Origin of the sequence: Micromonospora sp. M42 (genome assembly GCF_000568915.1) — a bacterium.
Taxonomy (GTDB): domain Bacteria; phylum Actinomycetota; class Actinomycetes; order Mycobacteriales; family Micromonosporaceae; genus Micromonospora; species Micromonospora chalcea.
In genome coordinates this window covers 3,129,461-3,154,437 of the sequence record NZ_KK037233.1, presented here as the reverse complement: position 1 = coordinate 3,154,437, position 24,977 = coordinate 3,129,461, and the positions used below count along the sequence as shown (strand labels likewise).

At 72.5% G+C, this 24,977-nt stretch carries 25 protein-coding genes and 4 tRNA genes; 17 read left to right on the top strand and 12 right to left on the bottom strand.

The genetic code is table 11. The annotated features are described in order from the left end of the window. Positions 1-11: 11 nt before the first annotated feature. The 3 genes from MCBG_RS14205 to bcp form a co-directional block, all read right to left on the bottom strand. On the bottom strand, positions 12-539 hold the full coding sequence (locus tag MCBG_RS14205; RefSeq protein ID WP_043326157.1) for a GNAT family N-acetyltransferase: 528 nt from the start codon (positions 537-539) through the stop codon (positions 12-14). A gap of 84 nt (positions 540-623) precedes the next feature. Then, positions 624-699 (bottom strand) — tRNA-Leu (locus MCBG_RS14200). A gap of 108 nt (positions 700-807) precedes the next feature. Beyond that, positions 808-1,278, bottom strand: coding sequence for a thioredoxin-dependent thiol peroxidase (bcp, locus tag MCBG_RS14195; RefSeq protein ID WP_043326156.1), 471 nt, complete (start codon positions 1,276-1,278; stop codon positions 808-810). 123 nt (positions 1,279-1,401) lie between these two features. Here bcp and MCBG_RS14190 point away from each other — a divergent pair, with 123 nt between their 5' ends. The 4 genes from MCBG_RS14190 to MCBG_RS14175 are packed head-to-tail and all read left to right on the top strand — an operon-like array spanning position 1,402 to position 4,086. Then, entirely contained in the window at positions 1,402-2,121 is a 720-nt protein-coding gene (locus tag MCBG_RS14190) for an energy-coupling factor ABC transporter permease (RefSeq protein WP_043326154.1), read from the top strand. Continuing rightward, positions 2,118-2,555, top strand: coding sequence for a PDGLE domain-containing protein (locus MCBG_RS14185; protein WP_043326152.1), 438 nt, complete (start codon positions 2,118-2,120; stop codon positions 2,553-2,555). The genes MCBG_RS14190 and MCBG_RS14185 overlap by 4 nt, the downstream gene beginning before the upstream one ends. Before the next feature lie 2 nt (positions 2,556-2,557). Next, the gene (gene cbiQ / locus MCBG_RS14180) at positions 2,558-3,328 is read left to right on the top strand and encodes a cobalt ECF transporter T component CbiQ (RefSeq protein WP_043326150.1); all 771 of its coding nucleotides are present in this window, start codon (positions 2,558-2,560) and stop codon (positions 3,326-3,328) included. After that, on the top strand, positions 3,325-4,086 hold the full coding sequence (locus MCBG_RS14175) for an energy-coupling factor ABC transporter ATP-binding protein (protein WP_043326148.1): 762 nt from the start codon (positions 3,325-3,327) through the stop codon (positions 4,084-4,086). Before cbiQ ends, MCBG_RS14175 begins: the two co-directional genes overlap by 4 nt. A gap of 215 nt (positions 4,087-4,301) precedes the next feature. Here MCBG_RS14175 and MCBG_RS14170 read toward each other — a convergent pair whose 3' ends face one another. From MCBG_RS14170 to MCBG_RS14155, 4 genes are read right to left on the bottom strand one after another with little or no spacing between them, the layout of a single operon-like run. Beyond that, positions 4,302-5,393 (bottom strand): hypothetical protein, encoded by a 1,092-nt coding sequence (locus MCBG_RS14170; protein WP_223201218.1) that lies wholly within the window; start codon positions 5,391-5,393, stop codon positions 4,302-4,304. Continuing rightward, positions 5,390-6,106, bottom strand: coding sequence for a DsbA family protein (locus MCBG_RS14165; RefSeq protein ID WP_043326145.1), 717 nt, complete (start codon positions 6,104-6,106; stop codon positions 5,390-5,392). The genes MCBG_RS14170 and MCBG_RS14165 overlap by 4 nt, the downstream gene beginning before the upstream one ends. After that, positions 6,099-6,623, bottom strand: a complete 525-nt coding sequence (locus tag MCBG_RS14160) for a MauE/DoxX family redox-associated membrane protein (protein WP_043326143.1) — start codon at positions 6,621-6,623, stop codon at positions 6,099-6,101. Before MCBG_RS14160 ends, MCBG_RS14165 begins: the two co-directional genes overlap by 8 nt. Before the next feature lie 30 nt (positions 6,624-6,653). After that, a complete protein-coding gene (locus MCBG_RS14155; RefSeq protein ID WP_198033300.1) occupies positions 6,654-7,226 on the bottom strand; it encodes a sigma-70 family RNA polymerase sigma factor in 573 nt (190 codons plus the stop codon). Between the two features lie 238 nt (positions 7,227-7,464). Between MCBG_RS14155 and MCBG_RS14150 the strand changes: the two genes are divergently transcribed. From MCBG_RS14150 to MCBG_RS14140, 3 genes are all read left to right on the top strand, one after another. Continuing rightward, complete coding sequence (locus MCBG_RS14150) at positions 7,465-9,132, top strand: copper resistance CopC/CopD family protein (RefSeq protein WP_043330589.1); 1,668 nt, start codon at positions 7,465-7,467, stop codon at positions 9,130-9,132. Positions 9,133-9,148: 16 nt separating this feature from the next. Further along, a complete protein-coding gene (locus MCBG_RS14145) occupies positions 9,149-9,883 on the top strand; it encodes a YcnI family copper-binding membrane protein (protein WP_043326141.1) in 735 nt (244 codons plus the stop codon). Positions 9,884-10,023: 140 nt separating this feature from the next. Then, positions 10,024-10,875, top strand: a complete 852-nt coding sequence (locus MCBG_RS14140; protein ID WP_043326139.1) for a hypothetical protein — start codon at positions 10,024-10,026, stop codon at positions 10,873-10,875. A gap of 100 nt (positions 10,876-10,975) precedes the next feature. Here the strand turns inward: MCBG_RS14140 and MCBG_RS14135 are convergent, their stop codons facing one another. Next, positions 10,976-12,271: a glycosyltransferase 87 family protein gene (locus MCBG_RS14135; protein ID WP_043326137.1), complete on the bottom strand. Its 1,296-nt coding sequence runs from the start codon at positions 12,269-12,271 to the stop codon at positions 10,976-10,978. Positions 12,272-12,345: 74 nt separating this feature from the next. Here MCBG_RS14135 and orn point away from each other — a divergent pair, with 74 nt between their 5' ends. Continuing rightward, positions 12,346-12,936: an oligoribonuclease gene (gene orn / locus MCBG_RS14130; RefSeq protein WP_082931010.1), complete on the top strand. Its 591-nt coding sequence runs from the start codon at positions 12,346-12,348 to the stop codon at positions 12,934-12,936. Positions 12,937-13,026: 90 nt separating this feature from the next. Continuing rightward, positions 13,027-13,102: transfer RNA gene (locus MCBG_RS14125), tRNA-His, on the top strand. Between the two features lie 48 nt (positions 13,103-13,150). Here MCBG_RS14125 and MCBG_RS14120 read toward each other — a convergent pair. Together MCBG_RS14120 and MCBG_RS14115 are read right to left on the bottom strand one after the other, a co-directional pair. Further along, positions 13,151-14,464, bottom strand: a complete 1,314-nt coding sequence (locus MCBG_RS14120; protein WP_043326134.1) for a L,D-transpeptidase — start codon at positions 14,462-14,464, stop codon at positions 13,151-13,153. 161 nt (positions 14,465-14,625) lie between these two features. Then, complete coding sequence (locus MCBG_RS14115; protein ID WP_043326132.1) at positions 14,626-15,903, bottom strand: L,D-transpeptidase; 1,278 nt, start codon at positions 15,901-15,903, stop codon at positions 14,626-14,628. 187 nt (positions 15,904-16,090) lie between these two features. On the opposite strand from MCBG_RS14115, the gene MCBG_RS14110 reads away from it, so the two are divergent. From MCBG_RS14110 to MCBG_RS14095, 4 genes are all read left to right on the top strand, one after another. Beyond that, positions 16,091-16,166 (top strand) — tRNA-Lys (locus MCBG_RS14110). Between the two features lie 269 nt (positions 16,167-16,435). Continuing rightward, the gene (locus MCBG_RS14105) at positions 16,436-16,690 is read left to right on the top strand and encodes a hypothetical protein (protein WP_043326130.1); all 255 of its coding nucleotides are present in this window, start codon (positions 16,436-16,438) and stop codon (positions 16,688-16,690) included. A gap of 109 nt (positions 16,691-16,799) precedes the next feature. After that, positions 16,800-17,183 carry an AAA family ATPase gene (locus MCBG_RS14100; protein ID WP_043326128.1) on the top strand — a complete coding sequence of 128 codons (384 nt, stop codon included), beginning with the start codon at positions 16,800-16,802 and terminating at the stop codon, positions 17,181-17,183. Positions 17,184-17,230: 47 nt separating this feature from the next. Next, positions 17,231-18,064 (top strand): MerR family transcriptional regulator, encoded by an 834-nt coding sequence (locus tag MCBG_RS14095; RefSeq protein WP_043326126.1) that lies wholly within the window; start codon positions 17,231-17,233, stop codon positions 18,062-18,064. A gap of 64 nt (positions 18,065-18,128) precedes the next feature. Here the strand turns inward: MCBG_RS14095 and MCBG_RS31190 are convergent, their stop codons facing one another. Beyond that, positions 18,129-18,863 carry a class I SAM-dependent methyltransferase gene (locus tag MCBG_RS31190; RefSeq protein WP_064446950.1) on the bottom strand — a complete coding sequence of 245 codons (735 nt, stop codon included), beginning with the start codon at positions 18,861-18,863 and terminating at the stop codon, positions 18,129-18,131. Between the two features lie 77 nt (positions 18,864-18,940). On the opposite strand from MCBG_RS31190, the gene MCBG_RS14085 reads away from it, so the two are divergent. The 3 genes from MCBG_RS14085 (at position 18,941) to MCBG_RS35210 (ending at position 22,718) form a co-directional block, all read left to right on the top strand. After that, complete coding sequence (locus MCBG_RS14085) at positions 18,941-21,469, top strand: VWD domain-containing protein (protein ID WP_223201217.1); 2,529 nt, start codon at positions 18,941-18,943, stop codon at positions 21,467-21,469. 598 nt (positions 21,470-22,067) lie between these two features. Beyond that, positions 22,068-22,143 (top strand) — tRNA-Lys (locus MCBG_RS14080). Between the two features lie 149 nt (positions 22,144-22,292). After that, a complete protein-coding gene (locus MCBG_RS35210; RefSeq protein ID WP_084789521.1) occupies positions 22,293-22,718 on the top strand; it encodes a DUF4326 domain-containing protein in 426 nt (141 codons plus the stop codon). On the opposite strand, the gene MCBG_RS14070 is transcribed toward MCBG_RS35210, so the two are convergent. Further along, positions 22,711-23,598, bottom strand: coding sequence for a hypothetical protein (locus tag MCBG_RS14070; RefSeq protein WP_043330585.1), 888 nt, complete (start codon positions 23,596-23,598; stop codon positions 22,711-22,713). The two genes, MCBG_RS35210 and MCBG_RS14070, sit on opposite strands and share 8 nt — an antisense overlap. Positions 23,599-24,291: 693 nt before the next feature. On the opposite strand from MCBG_RS14070, the gene MCBG_RS14065 reads away from it, so the two are divergent. Then, complete coding sequence (locus tag MCBG_RS14065) at positions 24,292-24,972, top strand: YdcF family protein (RefSeq protein ID WP_181373748.1); 681 nt, start codon at positions 24,292-24,294, stop codon at positions 24,970-24,972. Positions 24,973-24,977: the final 5 nt, after the last annotated feature.

The following is a 24,977-nucleotide window of genomic DNA, read 5'->3' as shown; positions in this document are numbered from 1 at the left end:
TGGGGAGGGGGTCAGGTTGAGGTGGGGAGGTCCAGCCACATGAGGATCTCGTCGCGGGCGTCGGTGGCGGACAGGCGCAGCGCGGCGGGGAGGCGGCCGATCTCGCGGTAGCCGAGGCGCTTGTAGAAGCGGTCCAGCCCCAGCCCGTCGCGGACCGTCACGTGCAGCGCCGCCAGGCCCAGCCCTCGGGCGATCCGCTCGGCCTCGCGCATCAGCGCCGCGCCGTGGCCGCGCCCCTGCGTGTCGGGGTGCACCATGACGCGCTTGAGCACCCGCCAGTGCGTCTTGAGGTGGAACCGGTTGTCGGCGATGACCAGCACCGCGACCAGCTTTTCGCCCTCGTGGCCGACGAGTAGCCGGTCCGGCCCGTCCGCGACCTCGTCGAGCGTGGAGGTGGCGAGCGGGCGTACCTCGTCGGCGGTCACGGGGGCGACGAAGCCGACGGCGCCGCCGGCGTTCGTCACGTCCACCCAGAGCGCGATGATCTGTTCGCGCAGCTCGGGGGTCAGGTCGGGGTCGAGGGAGAAACGCAGGTCCACGCCGTAATCCTGCTCGTGGCGACGCGGTGCGGACCCGCGTTCGTGACCTTCCCGACAGTCGCCGGTGCGCGTGGCACCGGCGACTGGTAGGGCCGGCGGGATTCGAACCCGCACTGGTGCGGACCTAAACCGCATGCCTCTGCCGTTGGGCTACGGCCCCTTCATCGTGACCACCGCCCGCGGACCGGTGTCACAGCCTCCGGATCGTAGACCACATTCGGGGTCACCACTGCGGCGCGGCCGTGACGAGCCGCACCGCGCGCCGACCTCAGTCGAGCCCGAGATCCCGGCGCAGCTTGGCGACGTGGCCGGTGGCCCGCACGTTGTAGAACGCCTGCTCGATCTTGCCGTCCTCGTCCACGACGAACGTCGAGCGGATCACGCCGGTGACCGTGCGGCCGTACATCTGCTTCTCGCCGAACGCGCCGTACGCGGTCAGCACCGCCTTGTCCGCGTCGGAGACCAGCGGGAACGTGATCGCGTCGCGCTCGCGGAACTTCGCCAGCTTGGCCGGCTTGTCCGGCGAGATGCCCACCACCTCGTAGCCGGCGGCCTGCAGGGAGGCGAGGGAGTCCCGGAAGTCACATGCCTGCTTGGTGCAGCCGGGCGTCATGGCGGCCGGGTACGCGTACAGGATGACCTTGCGGCCGCGCAGGTCGGCCAGGGAGAGTGTCCCGCCGTCGTCGGTGGGGAGGGTGAATTCGGGGGCGGGGTCGCCGGGCTTGAGGCGGTCGGTCATGGCGGTGACGATACCGCCGGGCCGGTGCGCTCGGCGGACGGCGACGCGCGGACGCGGTGACGGCCATCATGAGGTTGTTGCCAGATATTGGCAACAGTGCCTTCCTGGAAATACGCTGAGCGCGTGGACACCCTGGCGATGCACATCTCCAACGGGATCATCAACGGTCCGGTCGCCGCGATCTTCGCGGCTCTCGCCCTCGCCGCGCTCGCGTTCTGCGTGATGCGGGGACGAGCCGACCTCGACGACCGGCTGGCCCCGATGGCCGGGCTGGTGGCGGCGTTCATCTTCGCCGTGCAGATGCTCAACTTCCCGATCTTCACCGCCGGGGTCAGCGGCCACCTGCTCGGGGGCGCGCTCGCGGCGATGCTCGTCGGCCCCTGGGTCGGCGCGCTCTGCGTGGCCGTGGTGCTCATCGTGCAGGCGCTGGTCTTCGGCGACGGCGGCGTGGCGATGCTCGGCCTCAACATCACCAACATGGCGCTGCTCGGCACCGCCGCCGCGTACCTGCTGATCGCGCTCCTGCTGCGTGTGCTGCCGCGTACCCCGGCCGGCCTGGCGGTGACCGCGTTCGTGTCCGCGCTGGTCAGCGTGGTGGTCGCGTCCCAGGGCTTCGTCCTGCAGTACTGGCTGGGCGGCACCACCGACCTCGGCGGCAACCTCACCGGGCTGGCCGGCACCATGGCCTTTGCCCACCTGCTGATCGGCATCGGCGAGGGCCTGATCACCGCGACCACCGTGGTCACCGTCGCGAAGGTCCGGCCCGACCTGGTGTACGCGCTGCGCGCCCTCAAGCCGGTCACGCCGGCTCCCGCCGTCCCGGTCGCCGGAGGTGCCCGATGAGCAAGCGTCAGTGGCCGTTCCTTCTCGGCGGCCTGCTGGTGGCGCTGCTGCTGGCGGGCGTGGTCAGCAACTACGCCTCCTCGCACCCGGACGGGCTCGACTCTTCGCTGCTCAAGGGCTGCACGGTGAACGCCGACGACGAGATCACCGGCGGCAGCTGCCCGGCCCAGGAGGCGAAGGACCACGAGCTGGCGGACAGCCCGCTGGCCGACTACGGCGTACGCGGAATCGGCAACGACTTCGTCTCCACCGGCCTGTCCGGCGTGCTCGGCGTGCTGCTCACCTTCGCGTTCGGCGCCGGCCTGTTCTGGCTGGCCCGCCGCCGCGGCCCCGCCACGCCCGCCACGTCCGCCGGCCCCGCCGCGCCCGCCCCGGACACCGCGAGCGCCGACCCGGCGGACGAGGCAGCGACCCCGTCCACCGGCACACGCTGACCATGGGCGCCGGGCACGCGCACGTGCTCTACCGCGAGTCCGGCTCGCCGGTGCACCGCCTCCCGCCGGAGGTGAAGATCGCCGCGATGGTGCTGTTCACCGTGGCGGTGGTGGCCACGCCCCGGGAGGCGTACTGGGCCTTCGGCGGGTACGCGCTCCTGGTCGCGGTGGTGGCCGCGCTGGCCCGGGTCGGCCCGCGCTGGCTGCTCAGCCGGGCGCTGATCGAGCTGCCGTTCGTGCTGTTCGCGTTCGCGCTGCCGTTCCTCGGGGCGGGGGAGCGGGTCGAGGTGGCCGGGCTCGCCCTGTCCGTGGACGGGCTGCACGGCGCGTTCAACATCCTCGCCAAGGGCACGCTCGGCGTACTCGCGTCGCTCCTGCTGGCGGCGACCACGACGACGCGTGACCTGCTGCTCGGCCTGGACCGGCTGCGGTGCCCGCAGATCCTCACCCAGATCGCCACGTTCATGCTGCGCTACCTGGAGGTGCTGGTCGGCGAGGCCCGCCGGATGCGGGTGGCGCGGGTGTCGCGCGGCGACGACCCGCGGTTCCTGTGGCAGTTGCGCGGCTTCGCGGCCGGCGTCGGCGCGCTGTTCCTGCGCGCGTTCGAGCGCGGCGAGCGGGTCTACCTGGCGATGCTCTCCCGCGGCTACACCGGCCGGATGCCGGCGGTGTGGCAGGGGGCCGGCGCGGCCACCGCCGGCCAGTGGGCGGTCGCCGCGACGGTGCCGGCGATCGCGGCCACCATCGCCGCCGTCGCGCTCGTCCTGCAATGATCGGGTACGTGCAGCAGCCGCCCTCCCTCGACGTCGACGGCGTCCGGTACGCGTACCCGGACGGTCACGTCGCCCTGCACGGCGTGGACCTGACCGTGCCGCGCGGCGATCGGGTGGCGCTGCTCGGACCAAACGGCGCCGGCAAGACCACGCTCGTGCTGCACCTCAACGGCATCCTCACCCCGACCGAGGGCACGGTGAGCGTCGGCGGCCTCACCGTCACCCGGGACCGGGACACGCTGGCCGAGGTACGCCGCCGCGTCGGCATCGTCTTCCAGGACCCGGACGACCAGCTGTTCCTGCCCACGGTCGCCGAGGACGTGGCGTTCGGCCCGGCCAACCTGGGCCTGCGCGGCGCCGAGCTGGCCGCCCGGGTCGACGAGGCGCTCGCGGCGGTCGGGATGAGCGAGCACCGGGACCGCGCCCCGCACCACCTGTCGTTCGGGCAGCGACGCCGGGTGGCGGTGGCCACTGTGCTGGCCATGCGCCCGGAGATCCTGGTGCTGGACGAGCCGTCGTCGAACCTCGACCCGGCCGCCCGCCGGGAGCTGGCGGAGATCCTGCGCGCCCTGCCGGTGACGCTGCTCATGGTCACGCACGACCTGCCGTACGCGGCCGAGCTGTGTCCCCGCTCGGTGATCCTGGACGGCGGCCGGATCGTCGCCGACGCCCCGACCGCGGACCTCCTGTCCGACGAGGCGCTGTTGACGGCCCACCGCCTGGAGCTCCCCTACGGCTTCGCCCCCCGCCCGTCCTGACCCCGCCCTAGCCCCTCCCTCCCTCCCTCCCCCCTCCGCCGCGATCTTGCACTTTCCGCCCGGGCATTCCGGGCAAAAGCCGCGCGCCCGGGGCGGCAACTGCAAGATCGCGCCGCCCGGGGGGTGAGTGCGGCGGGAGTGGAACGTGATGGGTGTGTCGAGGGGGGTTTGACACCCGTGGTGTTCCACTTGGGCTGCCCGGCGCTCGCAGATGGTCAGGGCGTGGGGGTTGGGTGGGGGGTGGGGCGGGCTGCTCTTGCTGCGGTGCGCAGGCGCAACAGGCCCGCCGCGACCGCGCCGGCTCCCGTCGCCAGGCCGACCACCACCAGCACCCGCACCAGGACCGGCGGGCCGGCGGCCGGGGGGATCGCGCGGGACAGCGCGGCGAGGTTCGTCACCCCGGCGAACACCGTCAGGCATGCGCCGGCCAGCGCCAGCACGAAGTCGGCGGCCGGGCGGCGGGCCAGCGCGTACCCGCCCGCGGCGAGCGCGCCGAGGCCGGTGAGCAGCGTCCACACCTGCCCGGTGAACAGTTCGGCGAGCATTCCGCCGAGGCCCGGGGTGCCGGTGTCGAACGCCCGGGCGACGGTGAGCGCCACTGTCGCCGCGCCGCCCAGGGCGAGCAGTGCGCCCACTCCGCGCAGCGCGCGTACCCCGGCGGTAGTGCCGCCCGGCGCGAGCCCGGCCGCGCCGATCACCAGGAAGCCGAGCGTGGCGGCCACCCACCAGGGGTACGGGTCGGGCGGCGGCACCCAGTCCAGTGTGCCGCGTACGGCTCCGGTGGTGTCACCGGCGCGCAGCGGCACCGTCCAGTCGCGTACCCGATGTTCCCGGTCCGGGTCGGCGGCGACGGCGGCCGGCGGAGCCTCCTCCCGCCACAGCGTGCGCTGGTCGTGCCAGCGGGCGGTGGGCCCGTCGTCGATCCGCCGCCAGTCCGGCGCGGCGGCCGGGTTCGCCTCGGCCGGCAGCCGGGTCTCGCCGGCCAGCGTCCGGTTCAGGTACGTGGCGGGGGAGTGGACGTTCTCGTACACGCCGCCCGGGCCGACGCGCAGGTACGGCTCGCCGGAGTAGCCCATCACCGTGACGTCGGCGCCGGTGTCGTTCGTCAGCTCCAGCCGCGCGCCGGCCTCCACCATGCGGGCGGTGAGCCCGGGGCGGTCGGGCTCGACGCCGGTGATCGTGGCGCGGTAGTCGGTGCCGTCGGGCGCGTCCGCGCCGTGCGCGGCGGCCGGCGCGGCGAACGTGAGCAGGGCGACGGCCGCGCCGGTGAACACCAGCGCGGCCCGGCGCAGGGGTGCGGGGATCACTTCCCGGCCGCCTCCACCGCTGCCCTGATTCCCTCGGGGCTGCGGTCCCGCAGCTCACTTCCGTTGATCTTGATGGTCGGGGTCCCGGTCACGCCGGCCTTGCTCGCCTCGTCGGTGACGTGCTCGGTCCACGACCGGTACGTGCCGTCGGAGACGCAGGACGCGAACTCGTCCCGGTTCAGCCCGACGCCCGCGCCGATGTCGACCAGCTCGTCGTTGCTGAGCCCGGCGCCGCCCTCCGGCGGCTGCTTGGCGAAGAGCTGGTCGGTGAACTCGCGGAACTTGCCGCCCTGCGCGGCGCAGCCGGAGGCGGCCGAGGAGCGGGTGGAGTACTCGGTGGTGGAGAAGCGGTTGAGGAAGGCGACCGGGTGGAACACCAGCTTGGCCTTGCCCTCGGTGACGAGCTGGTTGAGCGTCTCGCCGTTGATCTGCTGGAACTGCTTGCAGGCCGGGCAGAGGTAGTCCTCGTACAGGTCGATGGTGACCGGCCCGGTGCCCTGGACGATGCCGGTGCCGGCGTCGTTCGCGCCGGGCGGCGCGGTGAAGTCGTCCGACTTCTGGCTGGAGTAGACGGCCCAGCCGATGCCACCGGCGATGACCAGCACCAGCACGGCGGCGATCGTGGTCCAGAGCGTGCGCTTGCGGCGCTTCTCCCGGGCGATCTGCTCGCGTACCACCCGCGCCGCGTCCCTGCGGCCCTTGCGGCTACTCATCGGTGTCCTCCACGGTGTCGTCGCCGGCCAGCCAGCCGTCCACCGAGAACGGCGTGCGGGGCCAGATCAGCAGGAACCCGGCGAGCGCCAGGAACCCCAGGTCCCGGAGGATCTCCGGGAGGTAACTGGGTGTCTCGCCGGCGGCGAGCTGGCCGCCGCTGCCGAAGCACCCGCAGTCGATGGCCAGGCCGCGCGCCCAGGCCGAGGCGATGCCGGCGATGAAGACCACGAGCAGCACCGCCGAGATCCCGGCGCTGACCCGGGTGGCCAGCCCGGCGAGAAGCAGCAGACCCAGGGCCAGCTCGACGAAGGGCAGCGCCGCGCCGATCACGGTGGCCAGCTCGTACGGCATCACCTGGTAGGCGTTGACGGCCCGGCCGGAGGCGGCGAGATCGCCGACCTTGGTGCCGCCGGCGATCAGCCAGACGGCGGCCAGTCCGAGGCGGGCGGCGACGCCGAGCCAGGGGCGCAGGGTCTGCCAGCGGCCGGCCGGGGAGGGGGAGGGGGTCACAGTCATTCGTCGTCCGAGCGTCACGAAAGGTTCCCGCTATCCGGTCATCGTGTCGCCGACGGCGCCGACCAGTTCGTCCCGGGCGCGGGCCACCCGGGAGCGGATGGTGCCCACCGGCACCCCCTCCACGTCGGCGGCCTCGGCGTAGGACAGGCCGAGCAACTGGGTGAGCACGAACGCGGAGCGCCGCTCGGCCGGTAGCCGGCGGACCAGGTCGGTGGCGCCGAGCTGACCGGCCGGGTCCGGGTAGGGGCGGTCGGTGGCGGCCTGGGCGGCGAGCCGCGCGTCGAGCCGCCGGCGGCGTACCACTGTGCGCAGGTGGTCGGCGCAGGCCCGGCGGGCGATGCCGAGCAGCCAGGTACGCACGCTGGAGCGCCCCTCGAAGCCGGGCAGCGCCCGGAACGCCCGCAGGTACGTCTCCTGGGTCAGGTCGTCCGCGCTGTCCGGGTCGACGAGCGCGGCGGCGAAGCGCCACACCTCGGCCTGGGTGGCCCGGACGAGGGCGGCCTGCGCGTCGCGGTCCCCGTCGCGGGCGGCGAGCGCCCAGCCGGTGGCCGTGTCCCGGACAGCCTCGGCGGGCCGCCTCGGGGCGGTCGTCGGCGGTGTCACGCGAGCCGGGGATCACGTCACCCGAGGTTACGCGGCGTACCTGGAGGGGACAGGGTCCTTCGGCCCATTCCGTGGTCCCGCACACGCCGGGAACTTTTTCCCGCCGCCGTCCGACTACCCTCCCATGACCTCCGAGCAGGCCCGGCGTGGCGCGCGCCGCCGCGCCGGGTGGGCGCTCGGTCACGCCCGCCCGGGACCGGCTCGCCGGATCGGCTCCGGTTCGGGAACCATGGCGGTCATGACTGCTGCCGTACGCCGCCCGTCCCGGGCCGTCGCCGCCCGATCCGGGGCCGTCGCCGGGCTGCTGCTCCTGCTGGTCGCCCTGCTGCTCGTCCCGGCCACCCCGGCCAGCGCCCACGCGGTGCTGGTGAGCAGCAGCCCGGCCGCCTCCGCCGTGGTGCCCGACGCGCCCGCGCAGGTGGTGATCACCTTCAGCGAGAGCGTCCGCAAGGTGCCCGGGAAGGTCCGCGTGATCGCCCCCGACGGCTCGCGGGCCGACCGGGGCGAGCCGACGTTCCAGGGCGCCGAGGTCACCATCCCGGTGGACCCCGGCGCGGGGCGCGGCACCTATCTCGTGAGTTACCGGGTCATCTCGGCGGACAGTCACCCGGTCTCCGGCGCCTTCACCTACTCCGTCGGCGCGCCGTCCGAGCCGCCGACGGACAGCGGCACCGACAACCGGGCGAACCCGGTGACCGAGACCGCGGTGAAGGTGGCGAAGTACGCCGGCTACGCCGGGTTGCTGCTGCTCGTCGGCCCGGCGCTGGTGCTGGCCGCGCTCTGGCCGCGCCGGCTGTCCCGCCGCGGCCCGGCCCGGCTGGCCTGGACCGGGCTGGGCGTGCTGGCGGTGGCGACGCTGGCCGAGATCTGGCTCCAGGTGCCCTACGTCAACGGCGGCGGCCTGTTCGACGTGACCGGCTCCGGGCTCGGCGACGTGCTCGGCAGCGCGTACGGCACGACCCACCTGGTCCGGCTGGGCCTGCTCGCCGCGGCGGCGTTCCTGCTCCGGCCGCTGTTCGCCGGCCCGGTCGGCCGCACCGACGGGATCATCCTCGCCGTTCTCGGCGGCGCCGCGCTGTTCACCTGGCCGCTCGCCGGGCACGCGGCGGCCTCGCCGGCCCCGGCCGTGTCGGTGGTGGTGGACGCGGTGCACCTGGGCGCCATGGCGGTCTGGCTCGGCGGCCTGGTGATGCTCGCGGTGTTCCTGCTGCGCCGGGCCGACGAGCGCGAGCTGGACGCGATCCTGCCGATCTGGTCCCGCTGGGCGGCGCTCGCGGTGGCCGCGCTGCTGCTGGCCGGCACCGTGCAGGGGCTGATCGAGGTGGCCAGCCTCCAGGCCCTGATCGACACCACGTACGGGCAGCTGCTGCTCGCCAAGATCGCGCTGTTCGCGCTGGTGATCGGCGTGGCCGCGTACTCCCGGGCGCTGGTGCGGCGGCGGGTCGCCGCCGGACGGCCGGGCTCGATGCGGCGGGCGGTGGTGGCCGAGCTGGTGATCACGGCGGTGGTGCTGGGCGTGTCGGCGACGCTCGTGCAGACCACACCGGCGCGGACCGCCGTCGCGGACGCGCCGGGCGCCTCGCCCGGCTACTTCTCCACCACGCTGAGCAGCCCGATCTACTCGCTGCAGGTCGAGCTGGACCCGGCCGAGACCGGCAACAACTCGATGCACCTGTACGCCTACACCCCGGACAACCGGCCGCAGCCGGTGCAGGAGTGGAAGGTCACCGCCGCCCTGCCGTCGGCCGGGATCGAGCCGATCACGGTCCCGCTGCTGCCGTTGAGCGACAACCACGCCACCGGGGAGGTCAACCTGCCGGCCCGTGGTGACTGGCAGTTGCGCATCACCGTCCGCACGTCCGACATCGACCAGGCCACGGTGACCGCCACCGTGCCGATCAAGTAACGGGAAGGTCCCACTGATGATCCGTCTCCGGCGCTCCGCGACCGTCGCCGCGCTGACCCTGACCGCCGTCGCCACGACCGTGCTCGGCCTGGCCGGGCCGGCCTCGGCGCACGTCACGATCAACCCGGCCGAGGGCAAGCAGGGCGGCTACGGCCGGTTCGCCTTCCGGGTGCCGAACGAGAGCGACACGGCGTCGACGGTCAAGGTCGAGGTGAACCTGCCGGAGAACGCACCCGTCGGTTCGGTGTCCACGATGCCGGTGCCGGGCTGGACGGTGGCGGTGGAGAAGCGCAAGGTCGACCCGCCGATCGAGGTGCACGGCAGCCAGCTCACCGAGGCGGTGTCGAAGCTCACCTTCACCGCGGCGCCGAACGGCGGCGTGAAGCCGGGCGAGTTCCAGGAGTTCCCGGTGTCGATGGGCCCGCTGCCGCAGGTCGACACGATGGTGTTCAAGGTGCTCCAGACGTACTCCGACGGCAACGTCTCCCGGTGGATCGAGGAGCCGACGCCGGGCGCGGAGGAGCCGGAGAACCCGGCGCCGGTGCTCAAGCTGGCCGCCGCCGAGAACGCGCCCGCCTCGCCGGGCGCGAGCGCGCCGGCCGCCGCGGCGGCCGACGACGATGACGACGACGCCGGCTCCGGCGCGGCGACCGCCCTCGGGGTGGCCGGTCTGGTCGCCGGACTGGCCGGCCTGGTCCTCGGCGGTCTGGCGTTCGCGCGTACCCGGCGGGAGCCCGCGGCGAAGTCCTGAACGTGAGCGACGCACCGGCCCGGCGGAACGATCCGCCGGGCCGGTCGCCGTCCCGGCCGGGTGCCGCCGATATCCGGCGATCGGCCGACCCGCGTCGGTAAGGTCTGGCGGGTAGTTGGCTACCGAGAGGGACGACGCGAATGCGTTTCGCACGCACGATCGCCGGCATGGTGCTGCTGGCGCTGGGGGTTCCGGCCCTGCTGGCCGGCGCCGGCCTCTGGCTCGCGGCCGGGCATGCCGACCCGGACGGCGGTTTCGGCGCCCGGTTCGAGCCGGTCCGCACGCCCGCCCGCGCGGTGCTGGTGACCGACGTGGACGCGCTGCTGCGCACCGACCTGCCGGTGGCGCGAACCGGGCAGGCCCGGCTGCACCTCACCGCGCGGGACGACCACGGCCCGGTCTTCCTCGGCCTCGCCCCGGCCGACGAGGTGCGGCGGTGGCTGGCCGACGTCCCGCACAGCACCGTGCGCCGCGTCGCTGTCACCCGGGGCCCGCTTCCGGTCGATCTCGACCCGGCCACCGCCGGCGACGGCGTCGCCGTGCCGCTGGCCCAGCCCTTCTGGGTACGCGAGGGCATCGGCTCGCTGGAGTGGAGCCCGCCCGAGCTGGGTGGCCGGTCGTTGAGCCTGGTCGTGATGCGCGTGGACGGCGCCGACGGGCTCGACCTGCGGATGCGGGGCGAGCTGCGGGCCGGCTGGTTCCCCGGGCTGGCGTGGGCGCTGCTGACCGGCGGGACGCTGCTGGTGGTCCTCGCCGTGGTGGTGCTGCTGCGGCCGCTGCGGCCGCGTGAGGTGGTCTTCGTGGTCGAGCCGGACCAGGTGCCGGTGCTGGCCGGGCGCCTCGGCGTCACCTCGCTGAGCGGGCTGGGCCGGCAGCCGGGTCCGGCGTCGCGGCCCGAACGGCATCTGGTGGCGGTGGGCTCGGGCGCCCACGGGCGGACCCGCGCGGCGATCGCCCCGCCGCCCGGCCGGTGCCCGGACGACCAGGACTGACCGGAAGAACCGAACGGCCCTCCGCGCTGCCGACGCGGAGGGCCGTCCTCACCGGGGGATCGGTGCTACCTGGGAGAAATCTGAGGTAGTTGAGACCAGATTAGCGCTGATCGCCATTTGTTGCGAGGTGTGTCCGTTCAGTCCGTGTTATCTGAGGTTCGTCCCGGTGGTGGCGGATCGGGAGCACCACCAGCAACAGCAGGCTGAGCAGCACGTACACGTTGCGGACGACGAAGTCGACCGGATCGTCCGTGTGCACGATGGCGGTGCCCCAGTCCTGGAACGTCACCAGGCCGTACACGATCGGCAGGCCGACCACGGCGGCCAGCGCGAACAGCCCGCCGCGACGGCGCGCCCCGGCGGGCGTCGCCGGATCGGCGTCCAGCGCCGCGTCGACGAGCACCACCACGGCGGGGATGAACCAGTAGAGGTGGTGGATCCAGGTGATCGGGCTGACCAGCCCGCCCACCAGGCCGGTCACTGTGAGCCCCACCAGCGCGTCCCCGGCGCGCGCCGCCCGCGCCGCGCGCCACAGGCCGAACGCGGCCACCGCCAGCGCGAGCAGCAGCCACAGCAGCCGGTCCGCCTCGGCCGACGCGGACAGGCGGCTGAGCAGCCCGAACAGCGACTGGTTGCCGGTGTAGTCGGTGCGGCCCACCCGGTCGGTGGCCCACAGCTCGTGGGTCCAGAACCGCCACGAGTCACCGGGCGCGACCGCCGCCGCCAGCAACGTGGCCGCCGCCGCGGTCGCCGCCGCCACCGCCGCCGCCCGCCACTTGCGGGCGACCAGCAGGTAGAGGACGAAGATGCCGGGGAAGAGCTTGAGCGCCGCGGCCAGTCCCACGCCCACGCCGGCCCAGCGTCGCCCCTGGGGTACGGCGAACAGCAGGTCGGCCAGGATCAGCACCACCAGCAGCATGTTGATCTGCCCGAGCGTGAGCGTCTCCCGGGTGCTCTCCACCGCCAGCACCAGCAGCACGGCGACCGTCAGCCCGAACCCGCGCGGCAGGTCGTGCCGCCGCAGCACCGGCAGCACCAGCCAGCGGGTCGTCACCACCACGGCGGCCACTGTCAGCACCACGAACGTGGCGATCGCGACGCCGAGCCGCAGATAGCCGAACGGCAGCAGCAGCAGCGCCGCGAACGGCGGATAGGTGAAGTAGAGCGCGCCCTGCACCCGGTCCGGCTGGACGTAGTCGTAGAGCGGATGCCCGGCCGCCCACCAGTCCATCGCCGACATGTAGATCTTCTGGTCGTAGTAGTCGTGGCGCAGGTTGGGCAGGTAGAGCGCCGGCAGGATCGCGACCAGCGCCAGCACCGCTACGACCCGCCGGACCGTACGCGCGCCCACGTCGCCGCGGGCGACGGCGGGTGGGGCGGCGGGTTCGGCTGGCACGCAGGAAACCCTAGCGGTCCACGTCGGCCACCGTGCCGAGGCGCGGGCGGGTCGGCGGCGCGTAGTCTGTTCCGGTGGCTGATCTTCTCGTCTGGATCGACTGTGAGATGACCGGGCTGGACCTGCGGCGGGACGCGCTGATCGAGGTCGCGGCGCTGGTCACCGATCCCGATCTCAACGTGCTCGGTGACGGCGTCGACGTGGTGATCCACGCCGACGACGAGGTGCTCGACGGCATGCCGGAGATCGTGCGCAGCATGCACGCCAAGTCCGGGCTCACCGAGGAGGTACGCCGCTCCACGGTCACCCTGGCCGAGGCCGAGGACATGGTGCTCGACTACGTGACCAGCTACGTGAAGGACCCGCGTACCGCGCCGCTGTGCGGCAACTCGATCGCCACCGACCGGGGCTTCCTGGCCCGCGACATGACCCGGCTCGACGCCCACCTGCACTACCGGATGATCGACGTGTCGTCGATCAAGGAGCTGTGCCGGCGCTGGTACCCGCGGGTGTACTTCGGGCAGCCGCAGAAGGGCCTGGCCCACCGGGCGCTCGCCGACATCCGGGAGAGCATCCGCGAGCTGGAGTACTACCGGCGGACCGTGTTCGTGCCGCTGCCGGGCCCGGACGTCGAGGCCGCGAAGGCGATCGCCGCCCAGCTCTGACGCCCGCGCCGAACCCGGTGGACGGGGTCGGCCGGAGTGTGGCTATTATTAGTCCGCGCACCGCCCGGGCAACCGCAAGCGGCGAGCATGGTGGCTGTAGCTCAGTTGGCAGAGCACCGGGTTGTGGTCCCGGTTGTCGTGGGTTCAATTCCCATCAGTCACCCCAATGACGAAGCCCCCTCCTTCCGGAGGGGGCTTCGTGGTGTGCGCGAGGTCAGGGGGTCGGCTCGACGCTGGGCGTACCGGCGTCCGGCGTGGTGTCGGGGTCCGGGGTGTCGGCGGCCGGCGGCTCGTACGGCAGGGCGCTGCCCTTGACGTACTCCTCCCAGCTCATGTTCCAGTCGGTCCAGCCGTTGCCGTTCTGGAGCTTGCGCTCGGTGCCCTTCACCGTGATCGGGTCACCGATCCGGGTGTTGGCGAACAGCCAGTTGCCTTCCTTCATCGAGACGTTGACGCAGCCGTGCGACACGTTCGACCGGCCCTGCACGCCCTCGGACCAGGGCGCGGCGTGGATGAACTCGCCGCCCCAGGTGAGCCGCTGGGCGTAGTCGATCTCGGTGCGGTAGCCCTCCTCCGGGCCCAGCTCCTCCATGGTGTCGAAGACCGTGTGCCGGAGCTTCTCCATCACCACCATCGTGCCGCTGGACGAGGGGGTGCTCTTCTTGCCCAGGCTCACCGGGATGGTCTTGACCACCTTGCCGTCGCGGGTCACAGTCATCCGTTTGGTGCGGTTGTCGACCGTCATCACGAACGACGGACCGATCTTGACGTCGACGGTGAGGTCGGACCGGCCGTACCAGCCGCCGCCGAGCGGCAGCCCGCCCGCCTGCACCTTGTAGCTGACGGTGCTGTTCGGCTTCCAGAACGTCTTCGGCCGGTAGCGCACCTCGGTCGGGCTCACCCAGTGCCAGATGCCCTCCTGGGCCGGCTTGGCGGTGACCGTCATCCGGCGCTGGACGTCGTCGCGGTAGTCCTCCGGGATGGCCCGGCCGAACTTCACGATCAGCGGCATGGCCACGCCGACGACCTGGTTGTCGCCGAGGAAGCTGGTGACCCGGACCTGCTTGGCCGGCTTCGCCATGGTGGTGAACGTGCTGGTGGCGGTCGCGGGCTTGCCGTCGTCGCCGGTCGCCGTCACGGTCGCGGTGTACGTCTGCCCGTACTCCAGGGCGCCGGCCGGCAGCCAGCTCTTGCCGTCCGCGGCGACCGCGCCGTCGACGGCCTTGCCGGTGGAGTCCTTCACCTCGACTGTCGTCTCCTGCGCCTCGGTCGTGGTGAAGACGATGGCGGTGGAGGCGGGCACGTCCTTGGCGTCGGCGGCGGGCTCGCTGATCGTGGCGGCGGCCTTCGGGGCCTTCTCGCCACCGTCGCCGCCGCCCTGCCAGCTCGACGGCTTGCCGCCACCGCCGCCGGTGCAGGCGGAGGTCAGGGCCAACGCGGCGGCGAGCACCCCGGCCGCCAGCGCGCGGCGGCGGCCGACGCGCGGGGCGCTCCCGCCCCTGATCGGTTCGTCCTGGCCAGCTCGCATGATTCCCTCACAAGTGATGCCGTTCGGCGTCGTCTCAGGTCAGACGCGCCGGAGCGCTTACGCGTTGCCGGGCGTGAACCGGAACACCCCGCCGGGATGTAACGATTCCACGGCCGCCCGGCGCTTCGTCGGAGGTGGCGTGTCCGACCACGGTACGCCGGTCAGAACGGGGCGGGCTGCCCGCCCTCCGGCACCGGCAGCGCGCTGCCGGCGACGAACTCCGACCAGCTCAAGCTCCAGGCAGTCCAGCCGTTACCCGGCGCGAGGCGCCGCTCGGTGCCCTTCACCGTGATCGGATCACCGACGAGCGTCTTGCCGAACAGCCACCGCCCGTCGGCCATCGACACGTTGACGCAGCCGTGCGAGACGTTCCGGCGCCCCTGCACGCCCTCGGACCAGGGCGCGGCGTGGATGTACTCGCCGCCCCAGGTGATCCGCTGGGCGAAGTCGATCTTGGTGACGTACCGGTTGGCCGGGTCCGGCTCGCTGCGGGTGTCGAAGACGGTGGACTCCTTCTTCTCCATCACCACCATCGTGCCGCTGGAGGAGGGGGTGCTCTTCTTGCCCAGGCTCACCGGCAGCGTACGGATCACCGTGCCGTTCTCGGAGACCGTCATCCGCTTCGTCGCGTTGTCGACGGTCATCTCGAACGCGCGGCCGATCTTCGCGGTGGCGCTCCGGTCGATGTTGCCGTAGCGGCCGTTGCTCAGCGGGATCCCGGCCAGCGCCAGCCGTACGGTGATCGTGGTGCCGGTCTTCCAGTACTCCGGAGCGCGGTAGTACGCCTGCGTGCCGTTGTCGACCCAGTGCCAGGCGCCGGGCTGCGGCGGGTCCGTCTGCACGAACATCCGCTTCTGCACCGCGGCCCGGTCCTTCTTCGGGATGCCCGGGGAGAACTCGGCGACCACCGGCATGGCCACGCCGTACGTCTTGTCGCTGAACAGGTAGAGCCCGGAGCCGATCATCGACTTCGGCTTGGCCATCGTGGTGAACGTGCTGGTGCCCTCGTACGTCTGGCCGTCGTTGCCGGCGCCGGTGACGGTGGCGGTGTACTTCGTGCCGTACTTCAGCGCGGCCGACGGCACCCAGCTGGACCCGTCCCGTCGCATCCGTCCGGCGACGGCGGTGCCGTCGGCGGTGGCGAGCACCACCTTCGACACGGTGCCGCCGCCCGGGATGCGGGCGCTGATCTCGGTGCTGACCGGCCGGCTCGCCGCGCCGTCGGCCGGGCTGACAGTCAGCGCCGCCGCGGGGGCGCCGCCGGTCGGGGCGGCGCTCGGGTCGGCGGGCGCCGAGGCCGAGACGCCGCCGACCTGCTGCTGGCCGGGCTCGAACGCCGGCTTCTTCCCCTCGTCGCCGCCGCCGCACCCGGTCAGTGCCAGCGACGCCGTGAGGACCAGGGCGCCCACCGTCGCCCCGGCCCGCGAGAACCTGCCCATGCCCACCCCTGTCCTCACATGCCTGGCGGACATCGTGCCGTATCGACGCCATCTGACCCGCCCCGGCGCTGAACAGTCTGACCGTTTTAGTCGCTTTCGCCGGTTAAGCTCGACCGAAGGGGGGACCCCGGTATCGGATTGGAACCCGGCTCCGCGGGCGTGCTAATCTTCTTCCCGTTGTCAGCGAGCGCCGCTAGCTCAACTGGCAGAGCAGCGGACTCTTAATCCGCGGGTTCGGGGTTCGAGTCCCTGGCGGCGCACCAACGAGCAAGGCCCTGAGCAGGCGTTCCACGCCGTTCGGGGCCTTTTTCGCGAACGCCGCCCGCCGGGGCCGCGGGGCGATCGTCCGCAGGTGAAACACCATCGGTGTCAAACGGGCCGGGAGGCACCCATGACGTTCCACCGAACGCGGCCAGCCTGGTGGCGGGGTGGAACCGGCCCGTGGGGGCGCCTTGTGCCGCCGACCTAAGCTGATCATGGTCGTGCGACCACGATGGACGGTCGGGCGACGATGATGAGAATGGGAGAAGACGTGAAAGCCTTCCGACGGCCGCGGATCCGCAGCCTCGTCGCCGCCACCTCGGTCGCGGGCGCCCTGGTGCTCGGTCTGGGCGTGCCCGCGTACGCGGACTACTCGAGCCCGACCTACCCGACCCTGAAGGCCTGCAACGAAGCCCGGCCCAAGTACCAGTCGTCGTGGACGAAGCCGCAGGCGTGCCGCCCCATGTACAACTGGGACGGCACGAAGGTGATCGGGTACGCGTTCCTGGTGATCACCCGGGCCTAGTAGCCCGGAGCGCCCGGGCCGGGTCGCCCGTCGGACTGCCAGGGGCAGCGCCGGCGGGCGACCGCCGCCGTCGGCATCCGACCGCGGCAGCCGAAGCCAGGGAGGCGCCGTGCCCGCTGAGACCACCGGGAGCCCGGACACGGTCCTCGTCTGCATCAGGGGCAACTCCGGCTCGGGCAAGAGCAGCATCGCCCGTGAGCTACGACACCGGCACGGCCGGGGATGTGCCCTCGTCGAACAGGACTACCTGCGCCGCGTCGTCCTGCGCGAACGGGACACGCCCGGCGGCGTCGCGCCCGCCCTGATCGAGCAGACCGTCCGGTTCGCGCTCGACCACGGCTACCACGTGGTCCTGGAGGGCATCCTGTACACCGGCCGCTACCGCGACATGCTGACCTCGCTGCGGGACGGCCACCGGGGGCGGTCGGAGAGCACCGGCTTGGAGCAGGCGGTCGAGACGATCGCGGCCGCCGCCGGGCTGCCCCAGCATTAGGCGGCGGCGCTTGCCCTTGCGGTTACTGAAGGGGGCAGGCTGGGATCATGTTGTCGATCAGCGAGTTCAGCCAGATGTGTCACCTGTCGCCGCAGGCGCTGCGCTTCTACCACGCCGAAGGGCTGCTCGTGCCCGCCGAGGTCGACGACCGGACCGGCCACCGCTCGTACGCCTTCGAGCAGGTCGAACGCGCAATGCTGATCACGCTGCTGCGGGACACCGGAATGAGCGTGAAGCTCGTCCGGCGTGCCCTCGACGAACCGGACCAGGCGCTCGCCCTGCTCGATCGGCACAGCGACGAGGTCCGCCGGGAACGTCAGGCGCAGGCGGACGCGATCGCTGCCGCCCGCGCCGTCTTCGAGGCGCAGCCGGAGCCGCGGCTGCGGCACGTGCCGGCCACGACTGTGGTGGCGCGGCTCGTGCCGGGCACGCCACTGGGCCGGGACGCGCAGGAGTGGGACCGGGCCGAGGAGATCATCCAGGCGGCGGCGGCCGAACTGGTCACCGCCGTGCGGCAGGCGGGCCTCACCTGCCTGGGCGAGCCGTGGCGGACGCTGGCGCTGGAGACTCCGGAACAGGACCGGCGCGTACTCGACGGCGCCGGGCCGTTCTGGACGGTCAAGGTCGCGGTGGCGGGCACCCCGGAGACGCTGCCGTCCCTGCCCGCCGGCCTGATGGTGCAGACGCCTGAGGCCCACGACGAGCTGTCCATCTTCATGCCGGGCCGCAACACCATGGCCAAGTACTGCACAGTGGTCCTGCGCCTGCTCGACGCCGCCCCGGTCGACGGCGACCGGTTCGTCAACCTGGCGCGTCTTCGTCAGGAGGTCCGCCCCGACGGCGTGGTGAGCAGCGCGCCGGTCGAACGACGACCGGCGTGACCGAATGAGCTGCGGACTCGGCGAGCCGCTTGAGGTTCAGCAACTGCCGCGGGCCATCACCAGGTCACCGAGCATCGGCGCGGCCCAGCACCAGCGTGGTCCGCAGGTCGAGCACGACGGTGCCGCCGAAGTCGTCCACCAGCCGGTCCAGGGCGGCGATCCCGCGCTGCTGCTGCTCGGGGGTGCGGGACAGGTACGGCCCGAACGTGCGCATCAGCGCCAGGTACCGCTCCTTGTCCAGCGGCAGTTCCCGCCGGAACACCTCGCGGCGTACGTCGTCGAACTGCCCGCTGTCGAGGATGTCCCGGTGGAACCAGTCGACGGGCCGCTTCCGGACGGTGGGGTCGACGGATCGCAGTGCGGCCCGGACGGCGGCCTGCTGGCCGGCGTCGGCGTAGTCGTAGCGGTGCCCGAAGACGGCGAGCGTGCCGCCGGGTGCCAGGGCGCGTCGGGCCAGGGCGTTGCGGGTGGCGGCGTCCAGCCAGTGCCAGGCCATCGCGCAGGCGAGCACGTCCACCCCGCCGGCCGGCGGCGACCACCGCTCGAACGTCGTCGCCTCGACGCGGGCGTCCGGGAACCGCTCGGCCAGCCGGGCCGCCATCCGCGCGTCCGGCTCCACACAGGTCAGCGGCGCGCCGAGGCGGGCCAGCACGTCGGTGCCCTTCCCGGTGCCCGCGCCGACCTCGACCACTGAGGCCGGGGTACCGCCGTGGTAGGCGAGGATCGACTCGGCGATCTCCGGCGGATAGCCGGGCCGCGCGCGCTCGTACAGGTCGGCGACCGTACCGAAGAGCTTCATCACCAGCAGGATACGGCTCCGACCGGTCCCCGACAGACCGCGCGGAAACCGGCCCACCCGCTTCTACAGTCCGCACCATGAGGTGGACCCTGCGGCTGGCTGCGGCGCTCGGCGTACTCGTGACCGCTCTGGCGACCGGGGCGGCGAGCGCCGCCGCGGCGCCCGCCGACGGCGGCCTCGGCCTGGCGCTGCGGCCCGGTCAGACCGACTACCGCGCCGGGGACCAGGTCCGCCTCGACCTCACCGTCACGAACGCCACCGGCGCGGCCTGCGCGCTCGCCACCAGCGCCGTCGGCACCGTGCAGATCACCGGGGTACGCCGGGACGGGCGCGACGTCACGCCGACGCTCGCCCGCAGCTTCCACGACGACGGGATCGGCGCCGCCGCCACCGCCGGACTGACCACGGTGGAGCCGGGCGCGACCGCCACAGTGACCTCGACCGGGGTACGGCTGCGCGACGGCGAGGTGGTCCTCCGCTCGGTGGCCGCCACGCCGGACGGCGGCGGGCTGGACACGCTCTGGCCGGTCGGCGCACCCGGCCGGTACGAGGTGACAGCGGGCTACGTGACGCTGCCGGTGGCCGGCGCGGCGGACCTGTGCGCGGGCGCGACGGTGCTGCGGACCAGCACGTTCACCGTGTCCGACGACGGCGGTCCCGGCCGACGCTGGCTCTGGCTCGTCGGTGGGGGAGTCCTCGCGCTGCTCGTCGTCGCGCTGGTCGTGCTGCTGCTGGTACGCCGACGACGCCGGCCGACCGCCGCCGCCGTGGCGCTGCTGCTGGTCGCCGTCGGCGCGTACGTCGGCGGCGGTGCCCGGGCGGCGCGCGCCGACTACGGCGTCGACCCGACCGCCGGGGTGCCGGTCAGCGGCGTCGACTTCCAGGCGGCTGTCGACGGCTGCCTGGCCGGGTTCGCGCTACCGGGCGGCGACCCGTCCGGCCTGCTGCCGAGGCTGCGCGACAAGAAGAGCCCCCGGGTGCGGATCATCCCGACCACCGGCGGCTCCGGCGCGTTCGAGACGCCGGACAGCGCCGACGGCAAGGGCTCCTCGACCGTCACCTGGAACCCGACCTCCACCGACCCGTACGGCGACGGAGTGGCCCGCGACCCCTGCGCCGCGCTGTACCACGAGCTGAACCACGCCGACGACATCTCCCGCAACGCGGTGCCGCAGGGCGAGTGCGGCGGCACCGGCATCCCTACCGCCGAGGTGAAGGCGACGCTCGCGGAGAACCGCTACCGGGCGGCGAAGGGGTTGCCGCCGCGCACCGAGTACGACGGGAAGACGCTGCCGAAGAGCCTCGACGAGTGCAAGAAGCCGGCCAAGAAGACGCCGCCGCCGAAGGGGCCGGTGAAGCTCTGCGAGGACGGCGCCGACTGCGGCGGCAGCAACGGCGACCCGCACCTGGTCACGTTCGACCGGGTCGCCTACGACTTCCAGGCAGTCGGCGAGTTCACGCTGGTCGCCTCCACCGGTGGCGACCCGCTGGAGGTGCAGGTGCGGCAGGCCCCGATGGCGGGCACGCGGACCGCCTCGGTCAACTCGGCTGTCGCGTTCCGGGTCGGCGCGCACCGCGTCGCGCTGACCCTCACCGACGGCGGCACGCGGGTACACGTCGACGGCGCGCCGCTCGCCGTACCCCCGGACCGCACCGACCTGGCCGGCGGCGGCACGCTCACCCGCCGCCCGTCGGACACCGGCCCCACCGACGGGTACGACGTGACGTGGCCGGACGGGTCCGCGGCGGCGGTGGACCAGATCGGCCGGTACGGCTACCGGATCCTGGTGCGGCTGGCCGAGACCCGGGCCGGAAAGGTACGCGGACTGCTCGGCGACTTCGACGGCGACCCGGCCGACGACATCGCGCCCGCCTCCGGGGCGCCGTTGGCCCAGCCGGTGCCTTTCGGCAAGCTCTATCCCGCGTACGCGGACAGCTGGCGGATCGCCGCGGACCGCTCGCTGCTGTACTACGACGACGGGCAGAACACCGGCACGTTCACCGACCGCGCGTTCCCGGAACGAGAGGTCACCGTCGCCGACCTCGACCCGGCCCGGCGCGCGGCGGCCGAACAGGTGTGCCGCTGGGCCGGCGTCACCGCGCCCGCCCAGCTCGCCGAGTGCGTCTTCGACGTCGCGGTCAGCGGGCGCCCCGAGTTCGCCGTCGCCGGCGCGAGCACCGAACGGGTCGCCCCGCCGGCCGCCACCCCGATCACCGCCGTACCCGTCGCCGCCGCCTCGCTCACCCCCGGCGGCGCGCCGCTGACGTTCACCGCGCGAGCCGGGGACGCCGTCTTCGTCGACGCCACCGCGCCCGGATCGGCGACCGCTGCTCGCCGTACGTGCTCACCGAGCCGGGGGGCCGGGAGATCGCCAGCGCTACCACATCAAGGGCAACGGGTACGTCGACCGCGTCGACCTCACCGCCACCGGCACGTACGCGCTGCGGGTCGTCGCCGCGCCCGGCGACACCGGCCGAGCCGCCGTGCGGGTGTACGCGGCGCGGGACAGCGACGGCACGCTGCAACCGAACGGCCCGGCGGTCACCGCCACCGTCGAGCAGCCCGGCGCGCGGGCCCGTTACCGGTTCACCGGGCGCGCCGGTGAGCGCGTCTACGTGGAGGTGCCGACGAGCACGCTCACCGACCAGTGCTCGCCGCTGGAACTGCGGGACGCCGAGGGGCGGCTGCTGCGCAGCGGCTGCGTGATCAACGGGACCGGCGAGGTCGACGGCACGGTGCTGCCCGCCGACGGGACGTACACGGTGGTGGTCGACCCGACCGAACGCGGCACCGGCACGACCACGCTGCGGCTGGTCACCAGCCGGGACCGCGAGGCGGCGATCACGCCCGGCGGGCCACCTGTCGTCGCCGTCGTGGAACGGCCCGGCGCGGTCATCGGCTACCGGTTCACCGCCGTCGCCGGCACGTCGGTGACGGTGAGCGCGACCGCCTCCGACCTGCCGGACCAGTGCGGCGTGCTGGCGCTGCGCGCGCCCGACGGCAGCACCGTCGGCAGCGGCTGCGTGATCAACGGGGCCGGTGAACTCGGGCCGACCGTGTTGCCGGCCTCCGGGGCGTACACCCTGATGGTGGACCCGTCGGGGGCCGCGACCGGGCAGGTCACGCTGGCGGTGCGGTGAGGCCGACCCTGGATTTCGGGGGTGCTGGGCGGGCGTGCTAACGTCTCGTCCCGTTGTCAGCGAGCGCCGCTAGCTCAACTGGCAGAGCAGCGGACTCTTAATCCGCGGGTTCGGGGTTCGAGTCCCTGGCGGCGCACCAACGATCAAGGCTCTGAACTGGTGGTTCACACCGGTTCGGGGCCTTTTCGTGTACGTGGGTGGTGGGTGGTCGCTCGGTGGGTGCTCGGGAGCCGTTGGACCGGGCCGGGGTTGCTGGGACATGTGGTTGTTCCGTGGACGACTGCCCTCATGGTCATCTCTGAGGTGGCCAGCCTGCATCGGGCCTTCGTGGTCATTGGGGCATTCGCCAGTCCGGGCGTCGACGCGCTTCCTTCGAGCATCCACGCGGGGCCGGTCGTCGCCGATTACGCTGGCGGCGTGGGGGGACAGCCTCGGGTTCGTGTGCAGGGGGACCTCTATCACCCGGTGGTACCACCGGGTGCCGTGTACGTGGGGCGGCAGGGGTTCGGGTTGCGGCGTTCTCCTTGGGCCAATCCGTTTAGCCTGCGGAAGCATGATCGGGCGGAGGCGTTACGCCTCTATCGGCAGTGGCTTGTGGGGCAGCCGGCCCTTGTTGAGCGGGCGCGTCGGGAACTCGCGGGGAAGCAGTTGGCGTGCTGGTGTCGGGTCGAGGATGCGTGCCATGCCGACGTGCTGGCCGACCTCATTAGTTGACGTGCAGCCGGTACCGGGCGGTGGGCCGTCTTGGTGCGTAGACGCCGCCGATGCTGAAGGACTGCGGTCGTGCCGCTTGGTTGCCTACGTAGAAGGCGACGTCGCGGTCGGCGGCGCAGAGCTGGGTGAGGAACTTGTCTCTCAGCTGCTCCTCGGCCTCCGCGTCGGTGAGCTTGCTCAGGCGACGCTGTAGGGCGACGAACTCCCAGTCCCAGAGTGTCTGCTGGTGACCGCGGCAATGACGGTCCGCGCAGCGGTAGCGGTAGGCGCCGGTGAAGCGCGGTGCTTGAAGCGGGCTGCGCTTGGCCGGTTCCAGTAGGTCGAGCTGGTTGAGGTAGCCAGTGATCTTCCTGCGATCCTCCGCCGACCAGCCGGGGTGTCGCTTGACCTTAAGCGCCGAGATGTCGGCCGCGCGAATGAGAGCGATCGATCGTGCGCTCGGGTCGTCGCGGGCCTGTCTGTTGAGTCGGCACATGGAGTCTTCGACGAGTGGATCGAGAAGGTTCCGACGCGACTGCCGATTGGCGATATGCCGTTCGGTGGTGATGGTGTCCACGATCGGCTTCCAGCTCTCGCGCCGCTGGTCCTGCCTGGCTGGGAGTGCCTCGACGTGGATGATGTCGTACTTGTGGAACTTGCCGTCGTCATCGAGGTGCCGGTAGTGGATTGGGTAGAGGCGAATCCAGCCCGTCCAGGGTGGGTCTATGCCGAGTGCCCCGACGCAGACAGTCTCCCCGTACTGCGCGGAGGGGTTGGGTGCCGCTTTCACTGTGATCAGAAGGCGGAGTTTCGTTGGTCGTGCCAGGACTGGTTTCGGTCTCGGCTCTTCGTCGGTGCTCGGTCCCCACAATGGAAGCTGTTCCAACGGAACCACCCACATCGCTAAATGCAGCTGCACAGGCACATTCAGTTACATAGAAAGTCTCACATCTGGAGGGCTGGCGCTAGGCGGCCGCGGCGAGGGGTGGCTGATCAGCCGAACGCTGGCGCGGAGGGCTCGCGTGAATCCGTCACTTTCGGTAACCACTTTCTCAGTGTGTGGCGCTTCGTCGCTGAGCCGGGAAGGCGCGTGTCAGGCGTTTCTGGCGATCGGTGCTGGCGGTGCGGCGCTCTCCATGGAGATCGACTTTTGGTGGCCCGGTTTGACCGCTTCGTTTCTTCGTTCTCGGCTATTCGGCTGATTCACTGAACAGTGATCTCCAAAATCGGTCCCAAAACCACGGTTTGGGTATGTGGGGCGCTCGCACGGCCCGCCGACGCCTCGCCCAACGGCCCACGACGGGCGCTGTCTCCGGTCGCGGCGGTCCCTGGCCTCCGATCTCCCGGTCAGAGCATCGATCACTCTCTGTTGGGGCTTTGGGAAACAGGATGTCGAACCGCCGAGGCTCGGAGGGATCACCAGGGAATGGGTGACCAGCATGCCGCGAGGCGGTTGTCCCCGAGGCGGTGGCGGATCCTGTCGTACCTGATTGTGACGTGGCCAGCGGCGTGGTGCTGGACTCAGCGGCGTGGTGCTGCCCTGCTACCCCTACGCTGGCGGCATGAGGGAACCCAGCGCGGACCGGACTGGTAGGTGCTGATGAACCGGCATGCGGCGGCACCTTCCGAGGCGATCCGTGACGCGATCCGAGCGGACGTGGAGACGCTGTGGCGCTACCACGACATGCGTCACGAGTTGCGCCCGTGCGACGTGGGAATCGGGTTGGGGAGTCATGACCTCGGCGTGGCTGTCATCGCGACGCGCTTGTTTCACGAGGGACTGTTCCCGAGGATCGTGTTCACGGGCGCGAACGCCCCGACGACCGTCGAGCGTTTTCCGCGTGGAGAAGCAGTGCACTACCGCGAGTACGCCATCGAGCAGGGTGTACCCGGGGAAGCGATTCTCGTGGAGCCACGTGCCACGAACACCGCGCAGAACCTGGAGTACTCGCGTCGGCTCCTGACCGAACACCGGATCCCGGTGAAGTCGGTGCTGATCATGTCTCGGCCGTACCAGCAGCGTCGGGCCTACGCCACCTGCAGGCTGATGTGGCCCGAGGTCGATGTGGTGTGCGCGTCGAACCCGCTCGACCTGGACGACTACGTGCGCAGCATCGGCGACCCGCGGCGGGTGGTGGACATGCTGGTCGGCGACACGCAGCGGATCGAGGTGTACGCCGAGCGCGGGTTCGCGATCCCCCAGGAGATGCCGGACGAGGTACGGGAGGCCTTCGAGCGCCTGGTAGCGGCTGGCTACACGAGCCGGCTGATCTGAGCCCA

What these genes read in the sequence shown, in the direction of transcription:
- bcp (WP_043326156.1), bottom strand. Translation starts at nt 1,278, where the DNA reads ATGACCGACCGCCTCAAGCCCGGCGACCCCGCCCCCGAATTCACCCTC.
- MCBG_RS14185 (WP_043326152.1), top strand. Translation starts at nt 2,118, where the DNA reads ATGAGCAAGCGTCAGTGGCCGTTCCTTCTCGGCGGCCTGCTGGTGGCG.
- cbiQ (WP_043326150.1), top strand. Translation starts at nt 2,558, where the DNA reads ATGGGCGCCGGGCACGCGCACGTGCTCTACCGCGAGTCCGGCTCGCCG.
- MCBG_RS14175 (WP_043326148.1), top strand. Translation starts at nt 3,325, where the DNA reads ATGATCGGGTACGTGCAGCAGCCGCCCTCCCTCGACGTCGACGGCGTC.
- MCBG_RS14165 (WP_043326145.1), bottom strand. Translation starts at nt 6,106, where the DNA reads ATGAGTAGCCGCAAGGGCCGCAGGGACGCGGCGCGGGTGGTACGCGAG.
- MCBG_RS14160 (WP_043326143.1), bottom strand. Translation starts at nt 6,623, where the DNA reads ATGACTGTGACCCCCTCCCCCTCCCCGGCCGGCCGCTGGCAGACCCTG.
- MCBG_RS14150 (WP_043330589.1), top strand. Translation starts at nt 7,465, where the DNA reads ATGACTGCTGCCGTACGCCGCCCGTCCCGGGCCGTCGCCGCCCGATCC.
- MCBG_RS14145 (WP_043326141.1), top strand. Translation starts at nt 9,149, where the DNA reads ATGATCCGTCTCCGGCGCTCCGCGACCGTCGCCGCGCTGACCCTGACC.
- MCBG_RS14140 (WP_043326139.1), top strand. Translation starts at nt 10,024, where the DNA reads ATGCGTTTCGCACGCACGATCGCCGGCATGGTGCTGCTGGCGCTGGGG.
- MCBG_RS14120 (WP_043326134.1), bottom strand. Translation starts at nt 14,464, where the DNA reads ATGCGAGCTGGCCAGGACGAACCGATCAGGGGCGGGAGCGCCCCGCGC.
- MCBG_RS14115 (WP_043326132.1), bottom strand. Translation starts at nt 15,903, where the DNA reads ATGGGCAGGTTCTCGCGGGCCGGGGCGACGGTGGGCGCCCTGGTCCTC.
- MCBG_RS14095 (WP_043326126.1), top strand. Translation starts at nt 17,231, where the DNA reads ATGTTGTCGATCAGCGAGTTCAGCCAGATGTGTCACCTGTCGCCGCAG.
- MCBG_RS31190 (WP_064446950.1), bottom strand. Translation starts at nt 18,863, where the DNA reads ATGAAGCTCTTCGGTACGGTCGCCGACCTGTACGAGCGCGCGCGGCCC.
- MCBG_RS14085 (WP_223201217.1), top strand. Translation starts at nt 18,941, where the DNA reads ATGAGGTGGACCCTGCGGCTGGCTGCGGCGCTCGGCGTACTCGTGACC.
- MCBG_RS35210 (WP_084789521.1), top strand. Translation starts at nt 22,293, where the DNA reads ATGGTCATCTCTGAGGTGGCCAGCCTGCATCGGGCCTTCGTGGTCATT.
- MCBG_RS14070 (WP_043330585.1), bottom strand. Translation starts at nt 23,598, where the DNA reads ATGTGGGTGGTTCCGTTGGAACAGCTTCCATTGTGGGGACCGAGCACC.